The sequence below is a fragment of the Salmonella enterica subsp. enterica serovar Typhimurium str. LT2 genome, assembly GCF_000006945.2.
Lineage (GTDB): Bacteria > Pseudomonadota > Gammaproteobacteria > Enterobacterales > Enterobacteriaceae > Salmonella > Salmonella enterica.
In genome coordinates, this window is sequence record NC_003197.2 from 4600367 (window position 1) to 4617320 (window position 16954).

The 16954-nt window shown below is 53.9% G+C and carries 16 protein-coding genes and 18 other annotated features; all 16 genes read left to right on the forward strand.

Annotated elements, in window-relative coordinates:
• Positions 1-2 precede the first annotated feature (2 nt).
• Positions 3-8: a ribosome-binding site (putative RBS for amiB; RegulonDB:STMS1H004243), on the forward strand.
• The 16 genes from amiB to yjfK all read left to right on the forward strand — a co-directional run bounded on the left by amiB (position 3) and on the right by yjfK (position 16948).
• The gene (gene amiB, locus STM4358) for an N-acetylmuramoyl-l-alanine amidase II (protein NP_463219.1) occupies positions 3-1333 on the forward strand. Within the gene, positions 14-1333 belong to an annotated coding region; the region does not span the whole gene. Its footprint overlaps the feature before it by 6 nt.
• Positions 1332-1337 (forward strand) — a ribosome-binding site (putative RBS for mutL; RegulonDB:STMS1H004244). It overlaps the preceding gene by 2 nt.
• The gene (gene mutL / locus STM4359) for an enzyme in methyl-directed mismatch repair (protein ID NP_463220.1) occupies positions 1332-3199 on the forward strand. Within the gene, positions 1343-3199 belong to an annotated coding region; the region does not span the whole gene. It overlaps the preceding feature by 6 nt. The genes amiB and mutL overlap by 2 nt, the downstream gene beginning before the upstream one ends.
• Positions 3185-3190, forward strand: a ribosome-binding site (putative RBS for miaA; RegulonDB:STMS1H004245). (Overlaps the previous gene by 6 nt.)
• The gene (gene miaA / locus STM4360; RefSeq protein ID NP_463221.1) for a delta(2)-isopentenylpyrophosphate tRNA-adenosine transferase occupies positions 3185-4142 on the forward strand. Within the gene, positions 3192-4142 belong to an annotated coding region; the region does not span the whole gene. The genes mutL and miaA overlap by 15 nt, the downstream gene beginning before the upstream one ends.
• A gap of 70 nt (positions 4143-4212) precedes the next feature.
• Positions 4213-4218 (forward strand) — a ribosome-binding site (putative RBS for hfq; RegulonDB:STMS1H004246).
• Positions 4213-4533, forward strand: a protein-coding gene (hfq, locus tag STM4361) for a host factor I for bacteriophage Q beta replication (RefSeq protein ID NP_463222.1). Within the gene, positions 4225-4533 belong to an annotated coding region; the region does not span the whole gene. (Overlaps the previous feature by 6 nt.)
• Positions 4534-4592: 59 nt before the next feature.
• Positions 4593-4598: a ribosome-binding site (putative RBS for hflX; RegulonDB:STMS1H004247), on the forward strand.
• The gene (hflX, locus tag STM4362) for a putative GTP-ase (RefSeq protein NP_463223.1) occupies positions 4593-5885 on the forward strand. Within the gene, positions 4605-5885 belong to an annotated coding region; the region does not span the whole gene. It overlaps the preceding feature by 6 nt.
• Positions 5886-6086: 201 nt before the next feature.
• Positions 6087-6092 (forward strand) — a ribosome-binding site (putative RBS for hflK; RegulonDB:STMS1H004248).
• Positions 6087-7359 (forward strand): component of modulator for protease specific for FtsH phage lambda cII repressor gene (gene hflK, locus STM4363; RefSeq protein NP_463224.1). Within the gene, positions 6100-7359 belong to an annotated coding region; the region does not span the whole gene. (Overlaps the previous feature by 6 nt.)
• Positions 7348-7353: a ribosome-binding site (putative RBS for hflC; RegulonDB:STMS1H004249), on the forward strand. (Overlaps the previous gene by 6 nt.)
• Positions 7348-8366, forward strand: a protein-coding gene (gene hflC, locus STM4364) for a component of modulator for protease specific for FtsH phage lambda cII repressor (protein NP_463225.1). Within the gene, positions 7362-8366 belong to an annotated coding region; the region does not span the whole gene. Before hflK ends, hflC begins: the two co-directional genes overlap by 12 nt.
• Positions 8367-8433: 67 nt before the next feature.
• Positions 8434-8439: a ribosome-binding site (putative RBS for yjeT; RegulonDB:STMS1H004250), on the forward strand.
• The gene (yjeT, locus tag STM4365; RefSeq protein NP_463226.1) for a putative inner membrane protein occupies positions 8434-8642 on the forward strand. Within the gene, positions 8445-8642 belong to an annotated coding region; the region does not span the whole gene. (Overlaps the previous feature by 6 nt.)
• A gap of 38 nt (positions 8643-8680) precedes the next feature.
• Positions 8681-8689: a -35 signal (putative -35_signal for purA; RegulonDB:STMLTH004671), on the forward strand.
• The gene (gene purA / locus STM4366) for an adenylosuccinate synthetase (protein NP_463227.1) occupies positions 8681-10043 on the forward strand. Within the gene, positions 8745-10043 belong to an annotated coding region; the region does not span the whole gene. (Overlaps the previous feature by 9 nt.)
• Positions 8707-8715, forward strand: a -10 signal (putative -10_signal for purA; RegulonDB:STMLTH004671). It overlaps the preceding gene by 9 nt.
• Positions 8729-8734: a ribosome-binding site (putative RBS for purA; RegulonDB:STMS1H004251), on the forward strand.
• 197 nt (positions 10044-10240) lie before the next feature.
• Positions 10241-10246, forward strand: a ribosome-binding site (putative RBS for yjeB; RegulonDB:STMS1H004252).
• Positions 10241-10675 (forward strand): putative negative regulator gene (yjeB, locus tag STM4367; RefSeq protein NP_463228.1). Within the gene, positions 10250-10675 belong to an annotated coding region; the region does not span the whole gene. (Overlaps the previous feature by 6 nt.)
• A gap of 26 nt (positions 10676-10701) precedes the next feature.
• Positions 10702-10707 (forward strand) — a ribosome-binding site (putative RBS for vacB; RegulonDB:STMS1H004253).
• The gene (gene vacB / locus STM4368) for a putative exoribonuclease (RefSeq protein NP_463229.1) occupies positions 10702-13151 on the forward strand. Within the gene, positions 10713-13151 belong to an annotated coding region; the region does not span the whole gene. It overlaps the preceding feature by 6 nt.
• 77 nt (positions 13152-13228) lie before the next feature.
• Positions 13229-13234 (forward strand) — a ribosome-binding site (putative RBS for yjfH; RegulonDB:STMS1H004254).
• The gene (yjfH, locus tag STM4369; protein NP_463230.1) for a putative tRNA/rRNA methyltransferase occupies positions 13229-13973 on the forward strand. Within the gene, positions 13242-13973 belong to an annotated coding region; the region does not span the whole gene. Its footprint overlaps the feature before it by 6 nt.
• Positions 13974-14093: 120 nt before the next feature.
• Positions 14094-14099: a ribosome-binding site (putative RBS for yjfI; RegulonDB:STMS1H004256), on the forward strand.
• Positions 14094-14509 (forward strand): putative cytoplasmic protein gene (gene yjfI, locus STM4370; protein NP_463231.1). Within the gene, positions 14105-14509 belong to an annotated coding region; the region does not span the whole gene. Its footprint overlaps the feature before it by 6 nt.
• A gap of 2 nt (positions 14510-14511) precedes the next feature.
• Positions 14512-14517 (forward strand) — a ribosome-binding site (putative RBS for yjfJ; RegulonDB:STMS1H004257).
• Positions 14512-15222, forward strand: a protein-coding gene (gene yjfJ, locus STM4371) for a putative phage shock protein A (protein NP_463232.1). Within the gene, positions 14524-15222 belong to an annotated coding region; the region does not span the whole gene. (Overlaps the previous feature by 6 nt.)
• Positions 15216-15221, forward strand: a ribosome-binding site (putative RBS for STM4372; RegulonDB:STMS1H004258). Its footprint overlaps the gene before it by 6 nt.
• Positions 15216-16292 (forward strand): resembles eukaryotic-type potassium channels gene (locus STM4372; RefSeq protein ID NP_463233.1). Within the gene, positions 15222-16292 belong to an annotated coding region; the region does not span the whole gene. Before yjfJ ends, STM4372 begins: the two co-directional genes overlap by 7 nt.
• Positions 16257-16262: a ribosome-binding site (putative RBS for yjfK; RegulonDB:STMS1H004259), on the forward strand. It overlaps the preceding gene by 6 nt.
• Positions 16257-16948 (forward strand): putative cytoplasmic protein gene (yjfK, locus tag STM4373; protein ID NP_463234.3). Within the gene, positions 16265-16948 belong to an annotated coding region; the region does not span the whole gene. The genes STM4372 and yjfK overlap by 36 nt, the downstream gene beginning before the upstream one ends.
• The last annotated feature ends 6 nt before the right edge of the window (positions 16949-16954 follow it).

A 16954-nucleotide genomic window follows, 5' to 3' on the forward strand; every position in this document is an offset into this window, starting at 1 on the left:
TAAAGGTGGCGGGATGATTTATCGCATCAAAAATGCCGTAATAGCAGCCTTAATCCTGCTGTGCGCGCAGGCGGGCGCCGCCAGTCTCTCTGATATTCAGGTGTCCAACGGCGAGCAGCAGGCGCGCATTACGCTGAGTTTTATCGGCGAGCCGGAATATGCTTACTCACAGGACGGTAAACGGACTGTGGCGCTGGATATCAGGCAGACCGGCGTGATTCAGGGGCTGCCGCTTCAGTTTAGCGGTAACAATCTGGTAAAAACGATCCGTGCTGGAACGCCGAAAGATGCGCAATCTTTACGGTTGCTTGTCGATCTGACGGAAAATGGTAAAACCGAGGCGGTGAAGCGGCAAAACGGCGGCAACTATACGGTCATTTTCACCATTAATGCCGATGTTCCGCCGCCACCGCCGCCTGTCGTCGCGAAACGGGTTGAAAGCGCGCCTCGCCCGACGGAGCCGGCCCGTAATCCGTTTAAATCTTCTGATGATCGCCTGACCGGCGTAACCAGCAGCAATACCGTTACGCGGCCTGCGGCGCGCGCGTCGGCAGGCGCTGGCGATAAAGTGGTGATTGCTATTGATGCCGGACATGGAGGCCAGGACCCCGGCGCGATAGGCCCGGGCGGTACGCGCGAGAAAAATGTCACCATCGCCATCGCGCGTAAGTTACGCACATTACTGAATAACGATCCGATGTTTAAAGGCGTGCTGACGCGTGACGGCGACTATTTTATTTCGGTGATGGGGCGGTCTGATGTGGCGCGTAAGCAAAACGCCAACTTTCTTGTCTCTATTCATGCGGATGCCGCGCCAAATCGCGACGCCACCGGCGCCTCCGTCTGGGTATTGTCCAATCGTCGCGCGAACAGCGAAATGGCAAACTGGCTTGAGCAGCATGAGAAGCAATCCGAACTGTTAGGCGGCGCTGGCGATGTGCTGGCGAACAGTCAGTCAGACCCTTACCTGAGCCAGGCGGTACTGGATTTGCAATTCGGTCATTCGCAGCGGGTAGGGTATGATGTGGCGACGAACGTACTAAGCCAACTCGACGGCGTGGGGTCGCTGCATAAACGCCGCCCGGAACACGCTAGCCTGGGCGTGTTGCGTTCGCCGGATATCCCGTCCATTTTGGTGGAGACGGGCTTTATCAGTAATCACGGCGAAGAGCGATTGCTGGCGAGCGACCGCTATCAGCAGCAGATTGCTGACGCTATATACCGGGGGTTGCGTAAGTACTTTGCAGCGCATCCGATCCAGTCTGCGCCGCAGGGCGGCCCAGGCCAGACGGCCAGTACCAACCAGCCTGGCGCCATAACCGCCGCGAATTAAGGAGATTTCATGCCGATTCAGGTTCTGCCGCCGCAGCTTGCGAACCAAATCGCCGCTGGCGAAGTGGTGGAACGCCCTGCGTCGGTTGTTAAAGAGCTGGTAGAGAATAGTCTGGATGCAGGCGCCACCCGCGTTGATATCGACATCGAGCGTGGCGGCGCGAAGCTTATTCGTATTCGCGACAATGGCTGCGGCATTAAAAAAGAGGAGCTGGCGCTGGCGCTGGCCCGTCATGCCACCAGTAAAATCGCCTCGCTTGACGATCTGGAAGCGATTATCAGTCTGGGATTTCGCGGCGAAGCGCTGGCCAGTATCAGTTCGGTCTCGCGTTTGACGCTAACGTCGCGCACGGCGGAGCAGGCGGAAGCCTGGCAGGCGTATGCGGAAGGGCGCGATATGGACGTGACGGTAAAACCCGCCGCGCACCCGGTCGGCACCACCCTGGAAGTTCTGGATCTCTTTTACAATACGCCCGCCCGGCGCAAATTCATGCGTACCGAAAAAACGGAATTTAATCACATCGATGAGATCATCCGTCGTATTGCATTGGCCCGTTTTGACGTCACGCTTAACCTGTCGCACAACGGCAAATTGGTACGGCAGTATCGCGCTGTCGCAAAGGACGGGCAAAAAGAGCGCCGGTTAGGCGCCATCTGCGGCACGCCGTTTCTCGAACAGGCACTGGCGATCGAGTGGCAGCATGGCGATCTGACCCTGCGCGGCTGGGTCGCCGATCCGAATCACACCACCACGGCGTTAACGGAGATCCAGTACTGTTATGTGAATGGCCGCATGATGCGCGACCGCTTGATCAACCATGCCATTCGCCAGGCCTGTGAAGATAAACTGGGCGCGGACCAACAGCCTGCGTTTGTGCTGTATCTGGAGATTGACCCGCATCAGGTGGATGTCAATGTTCATCCCGCCAAGCACGAAGTGCGTTTTCATCAATCCCGGCTGGTGCACGACTTCATCTATCAAGGGGTGCTGAGCGTTCTGCAACAGCAGACGGAAACGGCGCTGCCGCTGGAGGAGATTGCGCCAGCGCCGCGGCATGTCCAGGAAAACCGTATCGCCGCCGGGCGCAACCATTTTGCTGTACCCGCCGAGCCAACTGCGGCGCGCGAGCCCGCGACACCGCGTTATTCCGGCGGCGCATCGGGCGGTAACGGCGGGCGTCAGTCCGCAGGTGGTTGGCCGCACGCGCAGCCAGGTTATCAGAAGCAGCAGGGCGAGGTTTATCGCACGCTTTTACAGACGCCGACGGCGAGCCCCGCGCCGGAGTCGGTTACGCCTGCGCTTGACGGACATAGCCAGAGTTTCGGTCGCGTACTGACAATAGTCGGCGGTGACTGCGCGTTGCTGGAACACGCGGGGACTATCCAGCTCTTGTCGCTACCGGTTGCGGAGCGTTGGCTGCGTCAGGCGCAGCTTACACCGGGTCAAAGTCCGGTTTGCGCGCAGCCGTTGCTGATTCCGCTGCGTTTAAAAGTGAGCGCCGATGAAAAAGCCGCGCTGCAAAAAGCCCAATCTTTGTTGGGAGAATTGGGTATTGAATTTCAGTCAGATGCGCAGCATGTGACCATTCGGGCGGTGCCTTTACCCTTACGACAACAAAATTTACAAATCTTGATTCCTGAACTGATAGGCTACCTGGCGCAACAGACCACATTTGCAACGGTCAATATTGCACAATGGATAGCGCGTAATGTGCAGAGCGAACATCCGCAGTGGTCGATGGCGCAGGCCATATCGCTGCTGGCGGATGTTGAGCGGCTATGTCCGCAGCTGGTAAAAGCGCCGCCGGGTGGCCTGTTACAACCTGTTGATTTACATTCGGCGATGAACGCCCTGAAGCATGAATGATGTAAGCAAGGCGAGCCTGCCTAAGGCGATATTTTTGATGGGGCCGACGGCCTCCGGCAAAACGGCGCTGGCGATAGAACTGCGTAAAGTTTTGCCAGTAGAGTTGATAAGCGTTGATTCCGCCCTCATTTATCGGGGAATGGATATTGGCACGGCTAAGCCGAATGCCGATGAGCTGAAAGCGGCGCCGCATCGACTGTTGGATATACGCGACCCGTCGCAGGCGTATTCGGCGGCGGATTTTCGCCGCGACGCGTTAGCGCAAATGGCGGAGATCACCGCTGCGGGGCGTATCCCGCTGTTAGTGGGCGGTACCATGCTGTATTTTAAGGCATTGCTGGAAGGGTTATCGCCGCTGCCTTCAGCAGATCCGGAAGTCAGATCCCGGATAGAGCAGCAAGCAGCGGAGCTTGGATGGGAGGCGTTGCATCAGCAACTTCAGGAGATAGATCCGGTTGCCGCCGCGCGAATTCATCCAAATGATCCGCAAAGACTTTCCCGGGCACTGGAAGTTTTTTTCATTTCGGGTAAAACTTTAACGGAGCTAACGCAAACGTCAGGAGACGCGCTACCGTACCAGGTGCATCAGTTCGCTATCGCCCCGGCGAGCCGTGAACTGCTCCATCAGCGCATTGAACTGCGTTTTCATCAGATGTTGGCTTCAGGTTTTGAAGCAGAAGTCCGGGCGCTTTTTGCCCGAGGAGATTTGCATACGGACTTGCCTTCCATCCGTTGTGTGGGATACCGCCAGATGTGGTCATACATTGAGGGCGAAATCTCATATGATGAAATGGTTTATAGAGGTGTTTGCGCCACGAGACAGTTGGCGAAGCGCCAGATGACCTGGTTGCGCGGTTGGGAAGGGGTGCGCTGGCTTGACAGTGAGAATCCCGATCGGGCGCGAAAAGAAGTATTACAGGTTGTTGGTGCTATCGCAGACTGAATGTGTACAATTGAGACGTATCGTGCGCAATTTTTCAGAATCGAAAGGTTCAAAGTACAAATAAGCATATAAGGAAAAGAGAATGGCTAAGGGGCAATCTTTACAAGATCCGTTCCTGAACGCATTGCGTCGGGAACGTGTTCCAGTTTCTATTTATTTGGTGAATGGTATTAAGCTGCAAGGTCAAATCGAGTCCTTTGATCAGTTCGTGATCCTGTTGAAGAACACGGTCAGCCAGATGGTTTATAAGCACGCGATTTCTACTGTTGTCCCGTCTCGCCCGGTTTCCCATCACAGCAACAATGCCGGTGGCGGCGCCAGCAATAACTACCATCACGGTAGCAACGCGCAGGGGTCTACTGCGCAACAGGACAGCGAAGAGACTGAATAAGTTCACGCGCTGTTTATCCATGTCGGGGGCGTCGGATAATCGCCCCCGCTGGTTATTAAGAGGGTTTACGCTTGTTTGACCGTTATGATGCCGGTGAGCAGGCGGTACTGGTACACATCTATTTTTCGCAAGACAAAGATATGGAAGACCTCCAGGAGTTTGAATCTCTGGTCTCTTCCGCCGGTGTCGAAGCAATGCAGGTGATTACCGGTAGCCGTAAAGCACCGCACCCGAAGTACTTTGTAGGTGAAGGTAAGGCAGTTGAAATTGCGGAAGCCGTGAAAGCGACTGGCGCAGCGGTCGTATTGTTTGATCATGCATTGAGTCCAGCCCAGGAGCGAAACCTGGAGCGTTTGTGCGAGTGCCGGGTTATCGATCGCACCGGTCTTATCTTAGATATTTTTGCCCAACGTGCTCGTACCCATGAAGGTAAGTTGCAGGTTGAGCTGGCGCAGCTACGCCATCTGGCTACGCGTCTGGTGCGTGGCTGGACCCACCTTGAACGTCAGAAAGGCGGGATTGGTTTGCGCGGTCCGGGTGAAACCCAGCTCGAAACCGACCGTCGTTTACTGCGTAATCGCATTGTGCAGATTCAGTCGCGCCTGGAGAAAGTTGAGAAGCAACGTGAGCAGGGGCGGCAGTCGCGCATCAAGGCCGACGTTCCGACGGTATCGCTGGTGGGCTATACCAACGCCGGAAAATCCACCCTTTTTAATCAGATCACTGAAGCGCGGGTCTATGCGGCAGATCAGCTATTTGCGACGCTGGACCCCACATTACGTCGTATTGATGTAGCGGATGTCGGTGAAACCGTTCTGGCGGATACGGTAGGCTTTATCCGCCATTTACCGCACGATCTGGTGGCTGCCTTTAAAGCTACCCTGCAGGAGACGCGTCAGGCGACGCTGCTGCTGCATGTGGTCGATGCGGCGGATGTTCGTGTGCAGGAAAACATCGAGGCGGTAAACACCGTTCTTGAAGAGATTGACGCTCACGAAATCCCCACCTTAATGGTGATGAACAAAATCGATATGCTGGACGACTTTGAACCGCGTATCGACAGAGATGAAGAGAATAAACCCATCCGCGTTTGGCTTTCAGCGCAAAGCGGCGTGGGAATACCACAGCTTTTTCAGGCTTTGACGGAGCGTCTTTCCGGCGAGGTGGCGCAGCATACGCTGCGTTTGCCGCCGCAGGAAGGGCGTCTGAGAAGCCGGTTTTATCAGCTTCAGGCAATAGAAAAAGAGTGGATGGAGGAAGACGGTAGCGTCAGTCTGCAGGTACGAATGCCGATTGTCGACTGGCGTCGCCTCTGTAAACAAGAACCGGCGTTGATCGAATACGTGATCTAGACGCGAAGTCATTCAGGTCGTATTGAGGCGGTAGCTGAGAGAATCTCAGGAGCTCACAACGAAGTGACCTGGGGTAAAAAAGCCGCCACTCAAGACGCAGCCTGAAAGATGATGTCTGTAACGGCGGTTCGTCTGAAGCATGGAGTAATTTCGCCTTATCCTCTGAGGTCGAAAGACAACGGGGATCACCGCATAACAAATATGGAGCACAAACATGGCGTGGAATCAGCCCGGTAATAACGGACAGGACCGCGACCCGTGGGGAAGCAGCAAACCTGGCAGCAACTCTGGGGGAAATGGAAACAAAGGTGGCCGCGATCAGGGACCTCCCGATCTGGATGATATCTTCCGTAAGCTGAGTAAAAAACTCGGTGGTTTTGGGGGCGGTAAAGGCACCGGTTCCGGCGGCGGTAGCTCATCGCAAGGCCCACGTCCGCAACTGGGAGGCCGTATTGTCGCCATCGCCGCGGCGGCAGTAGTCATTATCTGGGCGGCCAGCGGTTTTTATACCATTAAAGAAGCCGAGCGCGGCGTTGTGACGCGTTTTGGTAAATTCAGCCATCTGGTAGAGCCAGGTCTGAACTGGAAGCCGACATTTATTGACGACGTCACGCCGGTGAACGTCGAAGCGGTGCGCGAACTGGCGGCGTCAGGCGTGATGCTGACGTCTGATGAAAACGTCGTGCGCGTTGAAATGAACGTGCAATACCGCGTCACCGATCCGCAGAAATATCTGTTTAGCGTGACCAGCCCGGACGATAGCCTGCGTCAGGCCACCGACAGCGCGCTGCGTGGCGTCATTGGTAAATACACGATGGATCGCATCCTGACCGAAGGTCGTACCGTTATTCGTAGCGATACCCAACGCGAGCTGGAAGAGACTATCAAACCGTACAACATGGGGATTACCCTGCTGGACGTGAACTTCCAGGCTGCGCGCCCGCCGGAAGAGGTGAAAGCCGCCTTTGACGACGCGATTGCCGCACGTGAAAACGAGCAGCAGTACATTCGTGAAGCGGAAGCGTATACCAACGAAGTTCAGCCGCGCGCCAACGGTCAGGCGCAGCGTATTCTGGAAGAGGCACGCGCCTATAAAACCCAGACTATCCTGGAAGCGCAGGGTGAAGTCGCCCGGTTTGCGAAGATTTTGCCGGAATATAAAGCCGCGCCGCAGATTACACGCGAGCGTCTGTATATTGAAACGATGGAAAAAGTGCTGAGCCATACCCGTAAAGTACTGGTTAACGACAAGAGCGGTAATTTAATGGTGCTGCCGTTAGATCAGATGCTGAAAGGCGGGAATGCGCCGGCGGCAAAGAGCGACAATAGCGCCAGCAACCTGCTGCGCCTGCCGCCGTCCACAAAGTCTAACGCCAGCGGAGCAAGCAACACGTCGTCCTCAAATCAGGGCGATATTATGGACCAACGCCGCGCGAATGCGCAGCGTAACGACTACCAGCGTCAGGGGGAATAACGATGCGTAAGTCAGTTATTGCGATTATCATCATCGTGCTGGTAGTGCTCTACATGTCCGTCTTTGTGGTCAAAGAGGGCGAGCGCGGCATTACGCTGCGTTTTGGTAAAGTTCTGCGTGACGATGAGAACAAACCGCTGGTTTACGCGCCGGGTCTGCACTTTAAGATCCCGTTTATTGAATCAGTGAAAATGCTTGATGCGCGTATCCAGACGATGGATAACCAGGCCGATCGCTTTGTGACTAAAGAGAAGAAAGACCTGATTGTCGACTCCTACATCAAATGGCGTATCAGCGACTTTAGCCGTTACTATCTGGCGACCGGCGGCGGCGATATTTCGCAAGCCGAAGTGCTGTTAAAACGTAAGTTCTCGGACCGTTTGCGTTCTGAGATTGGTCGCCTGGACGTAAAAGACATCGTGACCGATTCTCGTGGTCGTCTGACTCTGGAGGTGCGCGACGCGCTGAACTCCGGTTCAGCCGGTACCGATGATGAAGTAGCGACCCCGGCGGCGGATGACGCGATTGCCGAAGCGGCGGAACGCGTCACGGCGGAAACCAAAGGTAAAGTACCGGTCATCAACCCGAACAGTATGGCGGCGTTGGGTATCGAAGTGGTCGATGTGCGTATTAAGCAGATCAACCTGCCGACCGAGGTTTCTGAGGCGATTTACAACCGTATGCGCGCCGAGCGTGAAGCGGTCGCGCGTCGTCATCGCTCACAAGGTCAGGAAGAAGCGGAAAAACTGCGTGCGGCTGCTGACTATGAGGTGACGAAAACTCTGGCGGAAGCCGAGCGTCAGGGGCGTATCATGCGTGGTGAAGGTGATGCTGAAGCCGCGAAGCTGTTTGCCGACGCGTTCAGCCAGGACCCTGATTTCTACGCGTTCATTCGTAGTCTGCGCGCTTACGAGAAGAGCTTCGAAGGTAATCAGGACGTGATGGTACTGAGCCCGGACAGCGATTTCTTCCGCTACATGAAGACACCGAGTTCGACGACACGCTAAAATAGCGTCAGCGGTTTTAGACCAGCAAAACCACCGCATCCAAAGGATGCCGGTGGTTTTCTTTTATAAGGGCGATAAATGAATTCAACAATCTGGTTGGCGCTTGCTCTGGTATTAGTCCTCGAAGGGCTGGGACCGATGCTGTATCCCGGCGCATGGAAAAAAATGGTTTCGGCACTGGCGCAACTGCCGGAAAATGTTTTACGTCGTTTTGGCGGCGGACTTGTGGTCGCGGGAGTTGTGGTCTACTACATGTTGAGGAAAACGATTGGCTGAGCAAAAAGTGGTCGGATTTGCCGCAGATTGAGTGCAAAAAGTGCTGTATATCTGAAAAAGCGATGGTAGAATCCATTTTTAAGCAAACGGTGATTTTGAAAAATGGGTAACAACGTCGTCGTACTGGGCACCCAATGGGGTGACGAAGGTAAAGGAAAGATCGTCGATCTTCTGACTGAACGGGCTAAATATGTTGTACGCTACCAGGGCGGTCACAACGCAGGCCATACTCTCGTAATCAACGGTGAAAAAACCGTTCTCCATCTTATTCCATCAGGTATTCTTCGCGAGAATGTAACCAGCATCATCGGTAACGGTGTTGTGCTGTCTCCGAGCGCGCTGATGAAAGAGATGAAAGAACTGGAAGACCGTGGCATCCCCGTTCGTGAGCGTCTGCTGCTGTCTGAAGCCTGTCCGCTGATCCTTGATTATCACGTTGCGCTGGATAACGCGCGTGAGAAAGCGCGTGGCGCGAAAGCGATCGGCACCACCGGGCGTGGAATCGGGCCTGCTTATGAAGATAAAGTGGCACGTCGCGGTCTGCGTGTTGGTGACCTTTTCGACAAAGAAACCTTCGCTGAAAAACTGAAAGAAGTGATGGAATATCACAACTTCCAGTTGGTTAACTACTACAAAGCTGAAGCGGTTGATTACCAGAAAGTTCTGGATGATACGATGGCTGTTGCCGACATCCTGACTTCTATGGTTGTTGACGTTTCGGACCTGCTCGACCAGGCGCGTCAGCGTGGCGATTTCGTCATGTTTGAAGGTGCGCAGGGTACCCTGCTGGATATCGACCACGGTACTTATCCGTACGTAACTTCTTCTAACACCACTGCAGGTGGCGTGGCGACCGGTTCCGGCCTGGGCCCGCGTTATGTTGATTACGTTCTGGGTATCCTCAAAGCTTACTCCACTCGCGTAGGTGCGGGTCCGTTCCCGACCGAACTGTTTGATGAAACCGGCGAGTTCCTCTGCAAGCAGGGTAACGAATATGGCGCTACTACCGGCCGTCGTCGTCGTACCGGCTGGCTGGACACCGTTGCCGTTCGTCGTGCGGTACAGCTGAACTCCCTGTCTGGCTTCTGCCTGACCAAACTGGACGTGCTGGATGGCCTGAAAGAGGTGAAACTCTGCGTGGCTTACCGTATGCCGGATGGTCGCGAAGTGACTACCACTCCGCTGGCAGCTGACGACTGGAAAGGTGTAGAGCCGATTTACGAAACCATGCCGGGCTGGTCTGAATCCACCTTCGGCGTGAAAGATCGTAGCGGTCTGCCGCAGGCGGCGCTGAACTACATCAAGCGTATTGAAGAACTGACCGGCGTGCCGATTGATATTATTTCTACCGGCCCCGATCGTACTGAGACGATGATTCTGCGCGACCCGTTCGACGCGTAAATCTGGTACGCCTGGCAGATATTTTGCTTGCCGGGCTAACAGTGTGATACATTGCTGTGTCGGGTAAGCCATTACGCTATCCGACACAGTGTTAAATCCTCGCTTTTTTCCTTCCCCGAACTGAAATAAATTAGCGACACAGCTTGTGGCTGGTTTATCATCAATATAAATGTATTTTTCCCGTTTTCCCTTTTCCTGAGGTTGATGTGCAGTTAACGAGTTTCACCGATTACGGCTTACGTGCGCTAATCTATATGGCGTCGTTACCAGATGGACGAATGACCAGCATTTCTGAGGTGACAGAAGTCTACGGCGTGTCCCGTAATCATATGGTCAAAATTATCAATCAGCTTAGCCGGGCGGGCTTTGTCACCGCCGTTCGGGGAAAAAATGGCGGTATCCGCCTGGGTAAACCGGCTAATACTATTTGTATTGGCGATGTGGTGCGTGAGCTGGAACCCTTATCACTGGTCAACTGTAGCAGCGAATTTTGCCACATCACCCCTGCCTGTCGTCTGAAACAGGCGCTTTCTAAGGCCGTGCAGAGTTTTCTCAAGGAGCTGGATAACTACACGCTTGCCGATTTGGTTGAAGAGAATCAACCGCTTTATAAATTATTACTGGTGGAGTGAAGTAAACTTCATTAGAGATGACAATGGAGGAACCTCAATGTCACAAGATCCTTTCCAGGAACGCGAAGCAGAAAAATACGCGAATCCTATCCCGAGCCGGGAATTTATCCTCGAACATTTAACGAAACGTGAAAAACCGGCCAGTCGCGAAGAACTGGCCGTAGAACTGAATATTGAAGGCGAAGAGCAGCTTGAAGCCTTGCGTCGCCGCCTGCGCGCGATGGAGCGCGACGGACAACTGGTCTTTACCCGCCGCCAGTGCTATGCGCTGCCGGAACGCCTCGACCTGCTGAAAGGCACCGTGATCGGTCATCGTGATGGTTACGGTTTCTTACGTGTCGAAGGCCGCAAAGACGATCTGTATCTTTCCAGCGAGCAAATGAAAACCTGTATTCATGGCGATCAGGTGCTGGCGCAGCCGCTGGGCGCCGATCGTAAAGGTCGCCGCGAAGCGCGTATCGTCCGTGTACTGGTACCGAAAACCAGTCAGATAGTCGGGCGTTATTTCACCGATGCGGGCGTCGGCTTTGTGGTGCCGGACGACAGCCGCCTAAGCTTCGACATTCTTATCCCGCCAGAAGACGTCATGGGCGCGCGGATGGGGTTCGTGGTCGTGGTTGAACTGACCCAACGTCCAACTCGCCGTACTAAAGCGGTAGGGAAAATCGTCGAAGTGCTGGGCGACAATATGGGCACCGGTATGGCGGTTGATATGGCGCTGCGTACCCATGAAATACCTTACATCTGGCCGCAGGCGGTAGAGCAGCAGGTCGCCGGGCTGAAAGAAGAGGTGCCGGAAGAGGCGAAAGTCGGTCGTGTCGATCTGCGCGATTTGCCGCTGGTCACTATTGATGGCGAAGATGCCCGTGACTTTGACGACGCGGTTTACTGTGAGAAAAAACGCGGCGGCGGCTGGCGTTTGTGGGTCGCTATTGCTGACGTGAGCTATTATGTACGGCCGCCAACGCCGCTGGATCGCGAGGCGCGCAATCGCGGCACGTCGGTTTACTTCCCGTCACAGGTTGTCCCAATGTTGCCGGAGGTGCTCTCCAACGGTCTGTGTTCGCTAAACCCGCAGGTTGACAGGCTGTGTATGGTCTGTGAAATGACCATCTCGGCGAAAGGTCGGCTGACCGGCTACAAATTCTATGAAGCGGTGATGAGCTCCCATGCGCGTCTGACCTATACCAAAGTCTGGCATATGCTGCAGGGCGATCAGGATCTGCGTGAACAATATGCGCCGCTGGTGAAGCATATTGAAGAGCTGCACAACCTCTACAAAGTGCTGGATAAAGCGCGTGAAGAGCGCGGGGGGATCTCGTTTGAGAGCGAAGAGGCGAAGTTTATCTTTAACGCCGAACGTCGCATTGAGCGTATCGAACAGACCCAGCGTAATGACGCGCATAAGCTTATCGAAGAGTGCATGATCATGGCGAATATCTCGGCGGCGCGCTTTGTCGAAAAAGCTAAAGAGCCGGCGTTATTCCGTATTCATGATAAGCCCACCACCGAAGCGATCACCTCATTCCGCTCCGTACTGGCGGAGCTGGGGTTGGAGCTGCCGGGCGGAAACAAACCGGAACCGCGCGATTATGCCGAACTGCTTGAATCGATTGCCGACCGGCCGGACGCCGAAATGCTGCAAACTATGCTGCTGCGTTCAATGAAGCAGGCGATTTACGATCCGGAAAACCGCGGGCACTTTGGCCTGGCGTTGCAGTCTTATGCGCACTTTACCTCGCCGATTCGCCGCTATCCGGATCTTTCTTTGCACCGCGCCATTAAGTACCTGCTGGCGAAAGAGCAAGGGAACAAGGGCAACACCACAGAAACGGGCGGTTATCACTACTCGATGGAAGAGATGTTGCAGCTCGGTCAGCACTGTTCGATGGCGGAACGCCGCGCTGATGAAGCGACGCGTGATGTCTCCGACTGGCTGAAATGTGACTTTATGCTGGATCAGGTAGGCAACGTCTTTAAGGGCGTGATTGCCAGCGTCACCGGTTTCGGCTTCTTTGTCCGTCTTGATGAACTGTTTATCGATGGGCTGGTACACGTTTCCTCACTGGATAACGATTACTATCGCTTCGATCAGGTAGGGCAACGTCTGATTGGCGAGTCCGGCGGGCAGACATATCGCCTGGGCGACCGGGTCGAGGTACGCGTCGAAGCGGTGAATATGGACGAACGGAAAATTGACTTTAGCCTGATCTCCAGCGAGCGCGCACCGCGTAACGTCGGCAAAACGGCGCGTGAAAAAGCGAAAAAAGGTGAAAGTAAAAACGCCGGTAAACGTCGTCAGGTAGGTAAAAAAGTTAACTTCGAGCCTGATAGCGCCTTCCGCGGCGAGAAAAAAGCGAAGCCGAAAGCAGCGAAGAAAGACGCGAGAAAAGCAAAAAAGCCATCGGCTAAAACGCAGAAAATAGCCGCAGCGACCAAAGCGAAGCGTGCGGCGAAGAAAAAAGCGGCAGAGTGAGCAATACCCTCTTCAAACAGAAGAGGGTCAATTATCTGTAGGCCGGGCAAGCGTAGCGCCCCCGGCAAAACGTAAACAACGAGTACATTAATGAGCGAAATGATTTACGGCATCCACGCAGTGCAGGCCCTGCTGGAGCGCGCCCCTGAACGTTTTCAGGAAGTCTTTATTTTAAAAGGCCGTGAAGATAAACGTCTGTTGCCGCTGATCCACGCCCTTGAGTCCCAGGGCGTGGTTATCCAGCTGGCAAACCGCCAATATCTCGACGAGAAAAGCGACGGTGCCGTGCATCAGGGTATTATCGCTCGCGTGAAACCAGGCCGGCAGTATCAGGAAAACGATCTGCCGGATCTGATCGCATTACACGATCGCCCTTTTTTGTTGATCCTCGATGGCGTCACCGATCCGCATAATCTTGGCGCCTGTCTGCGCAGCGCCGATGCTGCAGGCGTACATGCGGTAATCGTGCCGAAAGACCGCTCCGCGCAACTTAACGCGACGGCGAAGAAAGTCGCCTGCGGCGCAGCGGAAAGCGTGCCGTTGATCCGCGTCACCAACCTGGCGCGCACGATGCGCATGTTGCAGGAAGAGAATATCTGGATTGTCGGAACGGCGGGCGAGGCTGACCATACGCTGTATCAGAGCAAAATGCCTGGCCGCATGGCGCTGGTCATGGGCGCAGAAGGTGAAGGTATGCGTCGTCTGACCCGTGAGCACTGCGATGAGCTGATCAGCATTCCTATGGCCGGTAGCGTGTCGTCGCTGAATGTCTCTGTGGCGACCGGGATTTGTCTGTTTGAAGCCGTTCGCCAGCGCACCTGATGCTGATAGTATTTTTTAAGAAAAAACCATCCATAATCGGATGGTTTTTTTTTATCTTTGACTGGTAATATAAAAAACAAAACCTACCCTGTAATTTCTTTTATTTATAAAAATGAGATAGAGATAAAAATATGGCATGGACTCCACGGACGCTGGCGGATGCATTAAACAACATCGCCGAATTAGATATTGATATAGAAAATAATGAATCTTCATTAATAATAAAAATGAATGATTATGGCGATTTACCACTGGCGGTTTTATTTACCTCGCAACAAATAGTTATCGAGACTTATATCTGTCCGGTAAATACGATTAGAGATACCGCGGAATTTAATCTTTTCTTGCTGAGAAATCAGAAGGTTTTACCGCTGTCTTCGGTCGGTATTACCCAGGTAAAACAGGAGGAATATTATGTCGCTTTTGGCGCGCTGTCGTTAAATTCGTCGCTTGCCGACGTGATGCTGGAAATCACCACGCTTGTAGAAAATGCGTTGGATATCGCTGAAATAACACAAGTCTATTCACAGGAATAATACAGGCGGCTTACATGGGAATTTTAAAAAGTTTGTTCACGTTAGGTAAATCATTCGTTGCTCAGGCAGAGGAAGCCATTGATGAAGCACAGGGTGTACGTATGCTGGAGCAGCATATTCGCGACGCAAAAGCCGAGCTGGATAAAGCGGGTAAATCCAGAGTGGATTTATTGGCGCGGGTGAAGCTAAGCCATGACAAGCTGAATGATTTACGTGAGCGTAAAGCCAGCCTTGAAACACGGGCGTTGGCGGCAATGAGTAAGAATGTCGACGCCGCTTTACTCAACGAAGTGGCGGAAGAAATAGCCCGTCTGGAAAATGCCATTCTTGCCGAAGAACAGGTGCTGACTAATCTGGAAGCCTCTCGCGATGCGGTGGAGAAGGCCGTAACGGCGACAGGCCAGCGGATTGCGCAGTTTGAGCAGCAACTTGAAGTGGTTAAGGCGACAGAAGCCATGCAGCGCGCGCAGCAGGCGGTGACGACCTCGACCGTCGGAGCCGCGTCGAATGTGTCTACGGCGGCGGAGTCGCTTAAACGTTTACAAACGCGTCAGGCTGAACGCCAGGCCCGGCTGGATGCCGCCGCGCAGCTGGAAAAAGTCGCCGATGGACGCGACCTGGATGAAAAACTGGCGCAGGCCGGTATTGGCGCAACCAATAAAAGCAATGCTCAGGGTGTGTTGGCGCGTTTACAGCGTCAACAAGGCGAATAATGCTCTTTACGTGGATTGTCAAAACCTGCCAGCGTCATTTGTCCAGACTGACCTGGCCCGCTTTGCTGGGCCTGTTTATCGGGCAGTATCTGCTTTGTTATCTGGTGCTGCGCCTGTTGCGCGAAAGCGCGTTGGTGAGCCAGTTAAGCGATTTTATCTATTACTGCTCGGTGGTGGGTTCCACATTAGGTTTTGGCGATCTTAGCCCGCAGACGGCGCCAGGACGTCTGTTCACCGCGCTGTGGCAAATTCCGGTTAGCGTCGGGTTGTTCGGCGCGTTAATGGGAAAAGTGATTGCGCAGGTACAGGGAATGTTAGCGAAAGGAATAACGGGCATGGGCGATTATCGCCATTTACACCATCATATGCTGGTGATTGGCTGGCGGGGTCATCAAACCGAAAAGATGATCTCATTGCTGCTATATGACAAGCGGCGTGCCTTTGAACGGGTTCTGCTGTGCGAACTGGAAGATATTCAGCATCCGCTGCCGGGTAATAACTGGGTGGATTTTATCCGCATCAGCAACTTTAACGATCCGCAGGAACACCAGCGCATGGGGCTGGAGCAGTGCCAGAGCGTGATTATTTTCGCTCGTACCGATGAGCAGACCTTCACGGCGGCGCTCTCGCTGGCAGACTATGTACCCGCGCAGTGCCATATTGTGGTTTATCTGGAAGACGAGCGTTATGCCGGATTACTGGAAACCCACTGCCCGCGCATGGAGATAGTCCGTAACCTTTCCGCTGAACAACTTTCCCGTTCCATTCAGGACCCAGGATCATCGCAATCTGTCGCTTCCATTATGAATCCGATGCTGGGCGATACCGGATTCGCGCTGCCTGTCCCGGCTTCTGTCGCGCCTATGCGATACGGCGCGCTAATGCGTTATATGAAGCTTCATCATGACGCGACGGTGCTGGGGATCAGTCACTGCAAGAATGGTCGTGGTATGGAATTGAATCCGGTGATTTCAACTGAAGTCAGAGGCGGTATGTGGCTACATCTGGTCGGTAATAATCGCATTCTGGCTGAAGAGGTCGCATGGCAAGAGATAGAGGTTCCCCTATGATGCAATTTTTTCAGCGTTTGCTCGGTAAAACAAGCGCGCCAGCGCCGATTCGCGGACCATTAGGATTACATCTTAACGCCGGTTTCACGCTGGATACGCTGGCATTTCGGCTACTGGAGTCGTCGTTGCTGGTGGCGCTACCGGGTGAAAAATACACTGTCGCGGCAGCGAGTCGCATAGATTTAGGCGGCGGCAGTCAGATTTTTCGCTACTACACCTCTGGCGATGAGTTTCTACAAATTAACACCACTGGCGGCACGGATGTTGACGACATTGATGACATCAAACTTTTTGTATATGAGGAAAGTTTCGGTATTAACGAGGAACGTCACTGGCGTTCAGCCATTGCGCCAGCGGCAATAGGGCCGATGACGCTCAACTGGCAAGAACGGCGCTGGCAGCGCTTTTTTAACCATGAAGAGCCGGGCAATATTGAACCTGTCTACATGCTGGAAAAGGTTGAAAATCAGCAGGCAGAGAAATGGGACGTTCACAATTTTACGATGGGCTTCCAGCGCCAGGTGACGGATGACGCCTGGGAGTATCTTCTATTGAACGGGGAAGAATCATTTAATGAGCGCGGTGAGCCTGAATGGGTGTTTTCACGCGCCCTCGGCGTGGATATCCCGCTCACTTCACTGACGGTTATTGGTTAAGCACAT

Coding starts and splice junctions, on each gene's coding strand:
- amiB (NP_463219.1), top strand. CDS start 14: ATGATTTATCGCATCAAAAATGCCGTAATAGCAGCCTTAATCCTGCTG.
- mutL (NP_463220.1), top strand. CDS start 1,343: ATGCCGATTCAGGTTCTGCCGCCGCAGCTTGCGAACCAAATCGCCGCT.
- miaA (NP_463221.1), top strand. CDS start 3,192: ATGAATGATGTAAGCAAGGCGAGCCTGCCTAAGGCGATATTTTTGATG.
- hfq (NP_463222.1), top strand. CDS start 4,225: ATGGCTAAGGGGCAATCTTTACAAGATCCGTTCCTGAACGCATTGCGT.
- hflK (NP_463224.1), top strand. CDS start 6,100: ATGGCGTGGAATCAGCCCGGTAATAACGGACAGGACCGCGACCCGTGG.
- hflC (NP_463225.1), top strand. CDS start 7,362: ATGCGTAAGTCAGTTATTGCGATTATCATCATCGTGCTGGTAGTGCTC.
- yjeT (NP_463226.1), top strand. CDS start 8,445: ATGAATTCAACAATCTGGTTGGCGCTTGCTCTGGTATTAGTCCTCGAA.
- purA (NP_463227.1), top strand. CDS start 8,745: ATGGGTAACAACGTCGTCGTACTGGGCACCCAATGGGGTGACGAAGGT.
- vacB (NP_463229.1), top strand. CDS start 10,713: ATGTCACAAGATCCTTTCCAGGAACGCGAAGCAGAAAAATACGCGAAT.
- yjfH (NP_463230.1), top strand. CDS start 13,242: ATGAGCGAAATGATTTACGGCATCCACGCAGTGCAGGCCCTGCTGGAG.
- yjfI (NP_463231.1), top strand. CDS start 14,105: ATGGCATGGACTCCACGGACGCTGGCGGATGCATTAAACAACATCGCC.
- yjfJ (NP_463232.1), top strand. CDS start 14,524: ATGGGAATTTTAAAAAGTTTGTTCACGTTAGGTAAATCATTCGTTGCT.
- STM4372 (NP_463233.1), top strand. CDS start 15,222: ATGCTCTTTACGTGGATTGTCAAAACCTGCCAGCGTCATTTGTCCAGA.
- yjfK (NP_463234.3), top strand. CDS start 16,265: ATGGCAAGAGATAGAGGTTCCCCTATGATGCAATTTTTTCAGCGTTTG.